General features: G+C 65.9%; 13 protein-coding genes. 10 read left to right on the forward strand and 3 right to left on the reverse strand.

The window, feature by feature from the left end; genetic code table 11:
- Nucleotides 1-28: 28 nt before the first annotated feature.
- Genes BKM74_RS15225 through BKM74_RS15235 form a run of 3 tightly spaced genes read left to right on the forward strand, consistent with a single transcriptional unit; the run spans nt 29 to nt 2,288 of the window.
- Complete coding sequence (locus tag BKM74_RS15225; protein ID WP_086466565.1) at nt 29-568, forward strand: thiamine pyrophosphate-binding protein; 540 nt, start codon at nt 29-31, stop codon at nt 566-568.
- Nucleotides 565-1,146: a thiamine pyrophosphate-dependent enzyme gene (locus BKM74_RS15230; RefSeq protein ID WP_086466566.1), complete on the forward strand. Its 582-nt coding sequence runs from the start codon at nt 565-567 to the stop codon at nt 1,144-1,146. The genes BKM74_RS15225 and BKM74_RS15230 overlap by 4 nt, the downstream gene beginning before the upstream one ends.
- A gap of 2 nt (nt 1,147-1,148) precedes the next feature.
- Nucleotides 1,149-2,288 (forward strand): M20/M25/M40 family metallo-hydrolase, encoded by a 1,140-nt coding sequence (locus BKM74_RS15235; RefSeq protein WP_086466567.1) that lies wholly within the window; start codon nt 1,149-1,151, stop codon nt 2,286-2,288.
- A gap of 2 nt (nt 2,289-2,290) precedes the next feature.
- On the opposite strand, the gene BKM74_RS15240 is transcribed toward BKM74_RS15235, so the two are convergent.
- From BKM74_RS15240 to BKM74_RS15250, 3 genes are read right to left on the reverse strand one after another with little or no spacing between them, the layout of a single operon-like run.
- Nucleotides 2,291-3,184 (reverse strand): DMT family transporter, encoded by an 894-nt coding sequence (locus BKM74_RS15240; RefSeq protein WP_086466568.1) that lies wholly within the window; start codon nt 3,182-3,184, stop codon nt 2,291-2,293.
- A gap of 9 nt (nt 3,185-3,193) precedes the next feature.
- The gene (locus tag BKM74_RS15245) at nt 3,194-3,586 is read right to left on the reverse strand and encodes a VOC family protein (protein ID WP_086466569.1); all 393 of its coding nucleotides are present in this window, start codon (nt 3,584-3,586) and stop codon (nt 3,194-3,196) included.
- Between the two features lie 22 nt (nt 3,587-3,608).
- A complete protein-coding gene (locus BKM74_RS15250; RefSeq protein ID WP_086466570.1) occupies nt 3,609-4,361 on the reverse strand; it encodes an SDR family oxidoreductase in 753 nt (250 codons plus the stop codon).
- A 208-nt stretch (nt 4,362-4,569) separates the two neighbouring features.
- Here BKM74_RS15250 and BKM74_RS15255 point away from each other — a divergent pair, with 208 nt between their 5' ends.
- From BKM74_RS15255 to BKM74_RS15285, 7 genes are read left to right on the forward strand one after another with little or no spacing between them, the layout of a single operon-like run.
- On the forward strand, nt 4,570-5,790 hold the full coding sequence (locus BKM74_RS15255; protein WP_086466571.1) for a CaiB/BaiF CoA transferase family protein: 1,221 nt from the start codon (nt 4,570-4,572) through the stop codon (nt 5,788-5,790).
- A complete protein-coding gene (locus BKM74_RS15260) occupies nt 5,790-6,956 on the forward strand; it encodes an acyl-CoA dehydrogenase family protein (protein ID WP_086466572.1) in 1,167 nt (388 codons plus the stop codon). The genes BKM74_RS15255 and BKM74_RS15260 overlap by 1 nt, the downstream gene beginning before the upstream one ends.
- Nucleotides 6,957-6,961: 5 nt before the next feature.
- Nucleotides 6,962-8,233: an acetyl-CoA hydrolase/transferase family protein gene (locus BKM74_RS15265; protein ID WP_086466573.1), complete on the forward strand. Its 1,272-nt coding sequence runs from the start codon at nt 6,962-6,964 to the stop codon at nt 8,231-8,233.
- Entirely contained in the window at nt 8,226-9,407 is a 1,182-nt protein-coding gene (locus BKM74_RS15270; RefSeq protein ID WP_086466574.1) for a CaiB/BaiF CoA transferase family protein, read from the forward strand. Before BKM74_RS15265 ends, BKM74_RS15270 begins: the two co-directional genes overlap by 8 nt.
- A gap of 17 nt (nt 9,408-9,424) precedes the next feature.
- Nucleotides 9,425-9,889 carry a MaoC family dehydratase gene (locus tag BKM74_RS15275; protein ID WP_086466575.1) on the forward strand — a complete coding sequence of 155 codons (465 nt, stop codon included), beginning with the start codon at nt 9,425-9,427 and terminating at the stop codon, nt 9,887-9,889.
- 3 nt (nt 9,890-9,892) lie between these two features.
- On the forward strand, nt 9,893-10,759 hold the full coding sequence (locus BKM74_RS15280; protein WP_086466576.1) for an HpcH/HpaI aldolase/citrate lyase family protein: 867 nt from the start codon (nt 9,893-9,895) through the stop codon (nt 10,757-10,759).
- 10 nt (nt 10,760-10,769) lie between these two features.
- Nucleotides 10,770-11,501 carry an IclR family transcriptional regulator gene (locus tag BKM74_RS15285; RefSeq protein WP_086466577.1) on the forward strand — a complete coding sequence of 244 codons (732 nt, stop codon included), beginning with the start codon at nt 10,770-10,772 and terminating at the stop codon, nt 11,499-11,501.
- Nucleotides 11,502-11,530 lie beyond the last annotated feature (29 nt).

An 11,530-nucleotide genomic window follows, 5' to 3' on the forward strand; every position in this document is an offset into this window, starting at 1 on the left:
TTTAACAACTAAAAAAGACAGCCCCTTCATGACAGCTTCCGACAGCAATCCGGCCGGCAACTGGCCGGAGCAGATATTCGAGGTGCTGAAACGCGCCGAAATCCGCCAGGTCGGCTATGTGCCCGATGCCGGCCACAGCCGGCTGATCAAGCTGTGCCAGGCCGACCCGCAGATGCACACGGTTTCCCTGACCACTGAGGAGGAAGGTATCGCGCTTGCCGCCGGTGCCTGGCTCGGCGGGCAGCGGGCCGCCCTGCTGATGCAGAGCAGCGGCGTTGGCAATTGCGTGAACATGCTCTCGCTGGCGAAATCCTGCCGCTTTCCGCTGCTGACGCTGGTGACGATGCGCGGCGAGTGGGCGGAGTTCAACCCCTGGCAGCTGCCGATGAGCCAGGCCACGCCGCACTCCTTCGAGATGATGGGCGCACTGGTCTATCGCGCGGACAAGCCGGAAGAAGTCGCGGAGACCGTCGAGGCCGCCGCCGACATTGCCTTCAATGGCGACAGCGTCGCCGCCGTGCTGCTGGGGCAGCGCCTGATCGGCCGCAAGCAATGGGTGAAGAAATGAGCCGCTCCAACAAGCTGGACCGCCGCGCGGTCGCCAAGGCCCTGCTGGACGGGCGCGACAATAATCTCCTCGTCGTTACTGGCCTCGGCTCGACCACCTATGACGCCTTCGCCGCTGGCGATCACGATCTGAATTTCTATCTCTGGGGTGCCATGGGCGGTGCCGCCATCATGGGGCTGGGCATTGCACTGGCCCAGCCGGACCGGAAGGTGCTGGTCATCACCGGCGATGGCGAGATGCTGATGGGCATGGGGTCTTTGGCCACCATCGGTGTGCAGCATCCGGCCAACCTCTCCATCGTCGCCTTCGACAATGCGCATTACGGCGAGACCGGCATGCAGGCCAGCCACACCGGCAAGGGTGTCGATCTGGTCGGCGTGGCGGCGGCCTGCGGCATTCCCGACTGCCGTGACGTGAACGATATGGACGGCGTGGCCGAGCTGAAGACCCGCATCCGCCAGGGCGGCGGCACGCTGTTTGCCCGCGTCGGCATTTCCGCCGAGGAGACGCCGCGCGCCCTGCCAACCCGGGATGGCGTCGAGCTGAAGCTGCGCTTCCGCAAGGCGTTGGGGGTCTAGGGATGACATCCGCCTCCAACCTGTTCAATGCCGAGGAGATCCTCGACGGTATCTGCGGTTGGGTGCGGATCGAAAGCCCGACCTACGAGCCGGACCGGGTGAACCGCATGATGGACGAGGCCGAGGGGGCGATGCGCGCCCTCGGCGCCGCCATCGAGCGGATTCCCGGCACCGATGGTTATGCCGATGTGGTGAAGGCTACCCTGCCCTTCGGCGACGATCCGGACGCGCCCGGCATCCTGGTGCTGGGCCATCTCGACACGGTGCATCCGGGCGGCACCATCGACGGGCCGCTGAAACTGCGCCGCGAGGGCGATAAGGTTTATGGCCCCGGCATCTACGACATGAAGGGCGGGATGTACCTCGCCTATTACGCGTTGCGGCAGCTGCTGAAGGCCGGGCAGAAGCCGGCCCTGCCGATCACCTTCCTGTTCATCTCCGACGAGGAGGTCGGCAGCCCCTCGACCCGTGCGCTGATCGAGGCCGAGGCGAAGCGCAGCCGTTGCGTATTGGTGCCGGAACCCTCACGCCAGGGCAATGTGGTCACCGGCCGTCATGCCTTCCTGCGCTACAGGCTGCACATGCATGGCAAGCCGGCGCATGCCGGCGCCGATAACCGTGCCGGGCGCAGCGCTATCCGCGCCATGGCCCGGCTGATCGACCGGCTGGAAGGATTGTCCGATTTCGAGCGCGGCATCACCTATTCCGTCGGCGTGGTGCGCGGTGGCCAGTGGGTGAACGTCATTCCCATCGAATGTACGGCGGAAGTGCTCTGCGTCGCCCCGACCGAAGAAGCCTTCGCCGAGGTGCAGGCGACCATGGCCGCACTCCAGCCGGACGATCCCGAGGTGACGCTGGTGGTCGAGCCGGGGCCAGTGCGGCCGCTGTTCCGCGCCAGCGAGGGCACCATGGCGCTGTACGAGATGGCGCGCCAGCTGTCCGAGGCGGAGGGGATTGAGCTGACCCACGGCCAGTTCGGCGGCGGCAGCGACGGTAATTTCACCGGCGCGCTGGGCGTACCGACGCTGGATGGTCTGGGCGTTCGCGGCGGCGGCCCGCATACCCATGGTGAGCATCTGCTGGTCTCCTCGCTGGAACCGCGCGCCCGGCTGCTGGCTGGCCTGTTCGAGTCGATCCGCTAGTGTTAGTCGCCTGACGCGGCGCGCAGCCGCGCCCGGTAGATCGAATAGAGGCCGGCGGCCACGATCAGGCTGGCGCCGGCCACCGTCCAGCCGTCCGGCAGATCGTTGAACACCAGCCAGCCCAGGAAGGTCACCAGTACCAGCTGGGTATAGGTGAAGGGCTGCAAGGCCGAGGCCGGTGCCAGGGTGAAGGCCTTCATGAACACGGTGTGGCCCGCCGCGCCCAATATGCCGATCAGCAGCAGCAGGAACCAGCCGAGCGGCGTCGGCGCGGTCCAGTGGAACGGTACGACCATGCTGGTCATGGCGAGGCCGATCACCGCCGTCCACAGCGCCGTGGTCGGGGCCGGATCGTAGCGGCCGACGATGCGCAGCATGATCTGATAGACGGCCCACATGGCGGTACCAATCAGCGTCAGGATGGTGCCGGTGCTCATACTCTCGAAGCCCGGCCGGACGATGATAAGAACGCCGACGAACCCCACCGTGACCGCCGACCAGCGCCGCCACCCGACCTTTTCCCCCAGGAACGGCACGGACAGCGCCACCACCATCAGCGGCGCGCTGGCGGCGATGGCCTGCACATCGGCCAGCGGCAGGTACTTCAGCGCGGCGACGAAGAACCCCATCTCGATGACCAGTAGCGCCGCCCGCGCCCCCTGCAGCAACGGCCGCTGCGAGCGCCAGGTAAGCCCACCATGCCGTCTGTAGGATAGTGCCAGCGCGATCGGCACGAAGATCAGGAAGCGGACCCAGAGGATCTGCGCGATGCTGTGGCTCTGCCCCAGCACCTTGTTCAGCGTATCGACGCAGGCGAACATGAAGACACCGAGCAGCACGATGGCGATGCCGGCCTTCAGCGCTTTTGCTTCCTCATCAGCGCTCATCAGGGCCATGCAGGCGCCCTATTCCCAGCGATTCGCGTTTTCGTCGAAACCGCCGCTCTTCGCCTTTACCACGCAGAATCGGTGACCGGTCGGGGCAGCCATCACCACCCAGCCCTTGATCTCGGCGATCTTCTTCGCCCCCAGCCTTTCCAGCCGGGCAACCTCCGCCGGGATATCGTCGGCTTCGATATCGAGGTGCACGCGGCTTGGGTGATCGACCTTCTGCACCTCGATATCCATTTCACCCAATGACTTGCCAGGCGGCATTTCCAGCTTGATGTAGCCGGCATCCTCGGTTGCCTTGTCCCGCCGCCGCGGCAGGCCGAGCGCCTGGCTCCAGAAATCTGACGCCCCGTCGAGATCCTCGCCGAGACAGTCGATGATGAAACCGGCCAGCCTGCTGCGGTGCATTGGGAGGGCTCCTTTGAAAGACCTAGCCGCGACCGATGAAAGGCATCTTGGTCGCCATCACGGTAATGAACTGCACATTGGCGTCCAGCGGCAGGCTGGCCATATAGGCGACCGAGCTTCCGACATGGGCAACATCCATGCGCGGCTCGACCATCATGGTGCCGTTTGGCTGCGGCACGCCCTTGGTCATGCGGTCGGTCATCTCGGTCGCGGCGTTGCCGATATCGATCTGGCCGCAGGCGATGTCGTATTGCCGGCCATCCAGCGAGGTGGATTTGGTCAGGCCGGTCACCGCATGCTTCGTCGCCGTGTAGGGCGAGGAGAAGGGCCGCGGGACATGCGCCGAGATCGAGCCGTTATTGACGATCCGGCCACCGCGCGGCGACTGGTCCTTCATGATCCGGAAGGCCTCCTGGGTGCACAGGAAGGTGCCGGTCAGATTGGCATCCACGACATTCTTCCACTGCTCGTAGCTGAGATCTTCCAGCGGAATGGCGGGCGCGCCCATGCCGGCATTGTTGAACAGGAAATCGAGCCGCCCGTATTTCGCCTTCACCGCGGCGAACAGGGCCTTCACCGAGGCCGGATCGCCAACATCCGTCTGCACAACCAACGCCTCGCTGCCGAGTTCGACGATCTGGGCGGCGGTCGCCTCCAGCGGTTCCTTACGGCGGCCGGCCAGGCCGACCACGAAGCCGTCTTTCGCCAGCGCCAGTGCCGCCGCGCGGCCGACACCGCTGCCCGCCCCGGTCACTATCGCGACTTTTGTCGTCATGTTTCCTCTCCTTTGGATGAATTCGGCCAGTGCCGATGTGCTGTGCCGTTATGAGCGCCATTCTGGCCATGTCTGGGCAGAGGGCAAGCCATGTTCCGGGAGGTCAGCCATTCGCCTTGACACTGTCCATGCAGGTGAACAGTATCGACACAAATATGAACAAAGAGCGCGCCAGCCTGAACCGGCGCGCCGACAGGAGGAAACGCCCATGGGCCCGCTGCACGGCGTGCGCATTCTCGACCTGACATCGGTGATGATGGGGCCCTATGCGACCCAGCTGCTGGGCGACATGGGCGCGGAGGTGCTGAAGGTCGAAAGCCCGGATGGCGATATCGTGCGGCAGATCGGCCCTGGCCGCTCGCCCGGCATGGGCGGGATGTTCCTGCAGCTGAACCGCAGCAAGCGCAGCATCGTTCTCGACCTGAAGAAACCTTCCGGCAAGGCGGCGCTGATGCGGATCGCCGCCTCCTGCGATGTGCTGATGTATAATCTGCGCCCGCAGGTGATGCAGCGCCTCGGCCTCGGCTATGAGGAGATCGCGAAGGCGCGGCCCGATATCGTCTATGCCGGGCTGTTCGGCTATGGCCAGGACGGACCCTATGGCGCCCTGCCCGCCTATGACGATCTGATCCAGGGCGCCAGCGCCATCCCCTCATTGATCGCCCAGGCCGGCGACGGCACGCCGCGCTATGTGCCGCTGACCATGGCCGACCGGGTCGTCGGGCTGCATGCGGTGAATGCGGTGCTGGCCGCCCTGTTCCACCGGCAAAAGACAGGCCAGGGCCAGCGCATCGACATCCCGATGTTCGAGACCATGGCGAGTTTCGTGCTGGGCGACCATCTGGGCGGGCTGACCTACGACCCGCCGCTGGACAAGGGCGGTTATCCGCGCCTGCTGTCGAAGCACCGCGCGCCCTACCGCACCAGCGACGGGCATATCTGTGCGCTGATCTATAACGACAAGCACTGGCGCAATTTCTTCGCCGCCATCGGCCAGCCGGAGAAGGCCAGCGACCCGCGCTACGCCAATCATGGCAGCCGCATCCGCCATATCGACGCGATCTATGAGGAAGCGGCGGCGGTCTTCGCCACCCGCAGCACTGCGGAATGGAAGAATCTGCTGGATGAGGCGGATATCCCGGTGATGCCGCTGCACACGCTGGAAAGCCTGTTGGAGGACCCGCATCTGGCGGCCTGCGGGTTCTTCCGGCCGGTCGAGCATCCCAGCGAGGGGGCCATCCGCACCATGCGGGTGCCCAGCCGCTGGACCGCAACCCAACCGGATCCGCAGATCCCCGCCCCGCGCCTGGGCGAGCAGACCCGCGCCATCCTGCGCGAAGCCGGCCTGAGTGACACGGATATCGACGAGCTACTGACAGACGGCGCCGCGATCGCCGCATCCGAACCGGAAGAAATGGAGACACGCTGATGGATTTCGCCCTCACCCCCGATCAGGAAATTGTCCGCGAGGCGATCACCCGTATCTGCGCCGGGTTCAATGATGATTACTGGCGCGAGAAGGACAAGAGCGGCGATTTCCCGACCGAGTTCTACGACGCCATGGTGAAGGATGGCTGGCTCGGCATCTGCATCCCGGAGGAATATGGCGGCTCCGGTCTCGGCGTCAGCGAGGCCACGGTGATGATGCGGGCGATTGCCGAATCCGGGGCCGGCATGAGCGGCGCCTCGGCGGTCCACATCAATGTGTTCGGCCTCAACCCCGTGCTGGTCTTCGGCACCGAGGAGCAGAAGCACCGCATGCTCACGCCGATGCTGCAGGGCAAGGAGAAGTGCTGCTTCGCCGTTACCGAACCGAACACCGGCCTGAACACGACGCAGCTGAAGACCCGCGCCGAACGCAAGGGCGACCGATATGTGGTGAACGGCAACAAGGTGTGGATATCGACTGCGCAGGAGGCCCACAAGATCCTACTGCTGGCCCGCACCACCCCGCTGGAGGAGGTCAGCAAGCCCACCCACGGCCTCAGCCTGTTCTATACCGATCTCGACCGCAGCCGGATCGAGATCCGCGAGATCGAGAAGATGGGCCGCCACGCCGTCGATTCGAACGCGCTGTTCATCGACGATTTCGAGATTCCGGTCGAGGACCGCATCGGCGAGGAAGGCCGGGGCTTCGAATACATCCTGCACGGCATGAATCCGGAGCGTGTGCTGATCGCCGCCGAGGCCATCGGGCTGGGCATGCTGGCGCTGCAACGGGCGACACAATATGCCAAGGAGCGCATCGTGTTCAACCGCCCCATCGGCCAGAACCAGGGCATCCAGCATCCGCTGGCGGCGAACTGGATGGAGCTGGAATCGGCCTGGATGATGGTGCTGAAGGCGGCCTGGGAATATGACAAGGGCCTGCCCTGCGGGGCCGCCGCAAACGCCGCCAAGTACCTGGCCGGTGAGGCCGGCTTCAATGCCTGTCAGCAGGCGATCATGACCCATGGCGGCATGGGCTATGCCAAGGAATATCATGTGGAGCGCTATCTGCGCGAAGTGATGATCCCGCGCATCGCGCCGGTCAGCCCGCAACTCGTGCTCAGCTACATTGCCGAGCGTGTGCTGGGCCTCCCCAAATCCTACTGAGCACGATGAAGCCGGTCTTTGCCGACAATTTCGACATCGCCGCCCATGTCCGGGCCGGCGACCGGGTGATCTTCGGGCAGGCGTCGGCGGAGCCGCTGACCCTGACCCGGGCGCTGGTCGCGCGGAAGGCGGGGATCGGCCCTTTCTCGGTCTTTCTCGGCGCCTGTTATTCCGACTGCTTCGCCCCGGAGACGACGGACGGCATCGCGGTCTCCGCCTATGGCGCGGTCGGCATCGCTGCAAAATTGGCGAAGGCGGGCCGGCTGGAGGTGCTGCCCTGGCATTACAGCGCGCTGAACCGCGCCTATGCGGAGGGAGCGCTGAAGGCCGATGTCGTGCTGCTGCAACTCTCGGTCGATCCGAAGACCGGCCGTTACGGGCTTGGTTTCTCGAACGATTATGCGGTTCTGGCGGCCCGCCACGCCCGCACGGTGATTGCCGAGGTGAACCCGGCAACCCCCTGGACCCACGATGCCGGATTGCCTTCGGAGATCGTACCGGACGTGCTGGTGGAGGCCGCCTGTCCGCCGCTGGACATTCCGCAACCGCCCATCGACGAGACGTCCCTGGCCATCGCCCGGCATGTCGTGGAGATGATTCCCGATGGCGCGACGCTGCAATTCGGCGTCGGCAGCCTGCCGGAGGCGGTGATGGCGGCGCTCACCGGCCACCGCGATCTCGGCATCCATTCCGGCAGCATGGGCGACCGGCTGGTCGATCTGGTCGAGTGCGGCGCCGTCACCAACGCGCGCAAAAGCCTGGATGCCGGGCGCAGCGTTGCCGGCGTGCTGCTGGGCACGTCCCGGCTGCGCGATTTCGTGCATGACAATAAGGATTTCTCCCTGCGGCCCGCCGCCCATACCCATGGGCAGGATGTGCTGGCGCGGCAGCGCGGCTTCATCGCGGTGAATTCCGCCATCGAGGTCGATCTCACCGGCCAGGTGAACGCGGAAGTGGCGAACGGACGCTATGTCGGGGCGGTTGGCGGCCAGGTCGATTTCGTGCGCGGCGCGAACGAAGCCGAGGGCGGGCGCGCCATTATCGCCCTGCCCGCCACGGCCAGGGGCGGAACGGTCAGCCGCATCGTGGCGAGCGTTGCCAACGTCACCACACCGCGCAGTGATGTCGATGCCATCGTCACCGAATATGGCGTGGCCGCCCTGCGTGGTTGTACGCTGGCCGAGCGGGCGCAGCGGCTGATCGCGGTTGCGGCACCGCCTTTCCGCGAGGAACTCTCTCGCCGCCTGTACGAACAAAACCGGGGGACAAATGCCTGAAACCGACCGTAAAGGCCCGCTGGCCGGGCTGCGTATCCTCGAGTTCGCCGGCATCGGCCCGGCCCCGTTCTGCGCCATGCTGCTGGCCGATATGGGGGCGGAGGTGGTGCGCCTCGACCGGCTGGAGCCGAGTGGTCTCGGTATTCCGAAGCCGGCCCGGTTCGAGCTGATGAATCGCGGCCGGCGTTCCGTCGCCATCGATCTGAAACAGCCGGAGGGCGTGGCCTGCGCGCTCGATCTCGTCGGAAAGGCCGACGCGCTGATCGAGGGGTTCCGGCCCGGCACGATGGAGCGCCTGGGGCTGGGGCCGGATGTGTGCCTCGCCCGCAACCCGAAGCTGGTCTATGGCCGGCTGACCGGCTGGGGCCAGGACGGGCCGCTGGCGCACAGCGCTGGCCATGACATGAACTATATCGCGCTTGCCGGCATGCTGGCCGGCATCGGGCGCGAGGGCGCACCGCCGACGCCGCCGCTCAATCTGGTAGGCGATTTCGGCGGCGGCGGCATGCTGCTGGCCTTCGGTCTGGTCTGCGCGCTGCTGGAGGCGCAACGCTCCGGCCAGGGTCAGGTGGTCGATGCCGCCATGGTCGATGGCGCGGCGCTGCTCGGCACCATGTTCTTCGGGCTGCGCGCCGCCGGCATTCATCGGGAGGAACGCGGCCGCAACCTGCTGGATTCCGGCGCACCGCATTATGAGGTCTATGAGTGCGCCGACGGGAAGTACGTCGCTGTCGCGCCCATCGAGGCGAAGTTCCGCCGCGAGCTGCTGCAGCGCATCGGCTTCGATCCCGCAGTCTTCCCGGATGTCGAGGACAGCACGACCTGGCCAGAAGCGAAGAAACTGCTGGCCGACCGCTTCGCCGGTAAGAGCCGCGCCGACTGGTGCGCCCTGCTGGAAGGCACTGATTCCTGCTTCGCGCCGGTACTCGGTCTCAATGAAGCGCCGGAGCACCCGCATAACAGGGCGCGCGATGCCTTCCCCATCATCGGCGGTATCGCCCAGCCGGCCCCTGCCCCGCGCTTCAGCCGCACCGCACCGCCCCTGCCCACAGCACCGGTTGCCGCCGGCGCCGATAGTCGTGCTGTGCTGGAAGGTTGGGGGCTGGACGCCACGCGCATCGATGCGCTGTTTGCCTGCGGCGCGGTCGGCAGCCCTGACGAACAATCCCGCTAGCGAAAAGGAAACCAGCAATGGCCGGGCTTTATTTCGAGGAGTTCTCCGTCGGACAGGAGTTCCATCACCCGCTGTCGCGCACCGTGACCGAGATGGACAACACCATGTTCAGTCTGCTGACGATGAACCCGCAGCCGCTGCATCTGGACGCGCATTTCGCCGCCCAGACGGAATGGGGCGAGCGGCTGTTCAACAGCATGTACACGCTGGGCATCCTGGTCGGCATGACGGTATATGACACCACGCTGGGCACCACCGTCGCCAATCTGGGAATGACCGATGTGCGCTTTCCGAAGCCGGTCTTCCATGGTGACACGCTGAAGGCCCATACGAAGGTCGTCTCGCTGCGCGACAGCAAGTCCCGGCCGGAAGTCGGGCTGGTCGAGTTCGAGCATTGGGCGACCAACCAGAAGGACGAAACCGTGGCGGTCTGCCGCCGCACCGCGATGATGCGGCGCAAGCCCGCCGCCCAGGAGAAATAAGAGATGAAGATTCGGTCCCTGCTTTTCGTACCCGGCGACAGCGAGCGCAAGTTCCAGCGCGCCCTGACCTCGGCCGCCGATGCGCTGATCCTCGATCTGGAGGATTCCGTGGCCGCCGACCAGAAGGAAGGCGCACGCCATACCGTGCGCGCCTCGCTGGACAGTGACCGCAACGGCAAGAAGCTGTTCGTCCGGGTGAATGCGCTGGATACCGGTCTGACGCTGGGCGATCTTGCCGCCGTTGTGCCGGGCCGGCCGGATGGCATCATGCTGCCGAAATGCCAGAATGGCGAGGATGCGAACCGGGTCGCGCTCTATCTCGATGCCTTCGAGAGTGCCGCCGGCATGCCGCTCGGCACCATCAAGCTGCTGCCGATCGGCACGGAGACGGCGGCCTCGATCTTCGGTCTCGGCAGCTACAAGGGCGCGACTTCGCGCCTGTGGGGGCTGATGTGGGGTGCGGAAGATCTGGCGGCGACGCTGGGCTCCACCGCCAACCGCGATGCGCAGGGCTTCACCGAACCCTACCGCATGGCGCGCAATTTGTGCCTCGCCGGGGCCGCCGGCGCCGATCTGGTGCCGGTCGATACGGTCTATACCGACATCGACAATCTGGAAGGGTTGGCGGTGGAATGCGCCGAGGCGCGGCGCGACGGCTTCCTCGCCAAGGCGGTCATCCATCCCAAGCATATCGACGCGGTGAACGCGGCCTTCACGCCGAAGCCGGAGGAGATCGACTGGGCGCGCAAGGTTGTGGCCGCCTTCAAGCAGGATGGGGCGCTGGGGGTCATCAAGATCGACGGCAAGATGATCGACAAGCCGCATCTGGTCAGCGCCGAGCGCATCCTCAGCCTCGCCGGCACCGCGTGATTATTCGCCTATGACCGTAAGACAGGCCGCCAACGTCCTTGATTTGCTGGAGTTCTTCGCCCGGCGCGGCCAGCCCGCGACCCTGGCGGAGGTGTCAGCGGCGTTTGGCTGGCCGCGGTCATCCACCTTCAATATCCTGACGACGCTGGCGGAGCGCGGCTTTCTCTACGAGCCGCGTCCGCGCGCCGGCTATTACCCGAGCCCGCGCTGGATGGCGCTGGCCCAGCAGATCGCGGCGGCGGAGCCACTGCCGGATTTCGCCCGCCCGCTGATCGAGACGCTGTCGGATGAGACCGGTGAGACGGCGGCCATCGTCGCGCCGGCCGGCACGCAGACCGTGTTCCTGGACGTGGTCGAATCGCCGGCCTCGATCCGCTATTTCGCGCAGGCAGGCCATCGGCTGCCGATCCATGCCAGTTCCTCCGGCCGGGCGATCCTCGCGCAATGCCCGAAGAAGGAAAGGCTGGCACTCTATCGCCGCATTGATTTCCAGCGCCACAGCGACACCACGCCGCTGACGCCCGATGATGTCGAGACGAAGCTGGCCGAGGAGATGGCGCGCGGCTGGCACAGCAGCTTCGCCGAATTCAGCCCGGACCTCGCTGGTGTCGCCCTGCCCCTGCCGGTCGGCGAACGGCGGCTGTCCATCGTGATTGCCGGACCGATGTTCCGTATGCAGGACCGGATGGCGGAGATTGCGGCGATGGTCAGTGACGCAGTCCGAACAATGGCGATTGGATAAAATCCGATATATCGGGTTGCCGGAGCGCG

The organism is Oceanibaculum nanhaiense, assembly GCF_002148795.1.
Lineage (GTDB): Bacteria > Pseudomonadota > Alphaproteobacteria > Oceanibaculales > Oceanibaculaceae > Oceanibaculum > Oceanibaculum nanhaiense.

Coding starts and splice junctions, on each gene's coding strand:
- BKM74_RS15280 (WP_086466576.1), top strand. CDS start 9,893: ATGAAGATTCGGTCCCTGCTTTTCGTACCCGGCGACAGCGAGCGCAAG.
- BKM74_RS15230 (WP_086466566.1), top strand. CDS start 565: ATGAGCCGCTCCAACAAGCTGGACCGCCGCGCGGTCGCCAAGGCCCTG.
- BKM74_RS15265 (WP_086466573.1), top strand. CDS start 6,962: ATGAAGCCGGTCTTTGCCGACAATTTCGACATCGCCGCCCATGTCCGG.
- BKM74_RS15245 (WP_086466569.1), bottom strand. CDS start 3,586: ATGCACCGCAGCAGGCTGGCCGGTTTCATCATCGACTGTCTCGGCGAG.
- BKM74_RS15260 (WP_086466572.1), top strand. CDS start 5,790: ATGGATTTCGCCCTCACCCCCGATCAGGAAATTGTCCGCGAGGCGATC.
- BKM74_RS15275 (WP_086466575.1), top strand. CDS start 9,425: ATGGCCGGGCTTTATTTCGAGGAGTTCTCCGTCGGACAGGAGTTCCAT.
- BKM74_RS15270 (WP_086466574.1), top strand. CDS start 8,226: ATGCCTGAAACCGACCGTAAAGGCCCGCTGGCCGGGCTGCGTATCCTC.
- BKM74_RS15255 (WP_086466571.1), top strand. CDS start 4,570: ATGGGCCCGCTGCACGGCGTGCGCATTCTCGACCTGACATCGGTGATG.
- BKM74_RS15240 (WP_086466568.1), bottom strand. CDS start 3,184: ATGGCCCTGATGAGCGCTGATGAGGAAGCAAAAGCGCTGAAGGCCGGC.
- BKM74_RS15235 (WP_086466567.1), top strand. CDS start 1,149: ATGACATCCGCCTCCAACCTGTTCAATGCCGAGGAGATCCTCGACGGT.
- BKM74_RS15285 (WP_086466577.1), top strand. CDS start 10,770: ATGACCGTAAGACAGGCCGCCAACGTCCTTGATTTGCTGGAGTTCTTC.
- BKM74_RS15250 (WP_086466570.1), bottom strand. CDS start 4,361: ATGACGACAAAAGTCGCGATAGTGACCGGGGCGGGCAGCGGTGTCGGC.
- BKM74_RS15225 (WP_086466565.1), top strand. CDS start 29: ATGACAGCTTCCGACAGCAATCCGGCCGGCAACTGGCCGGAGCAGATA.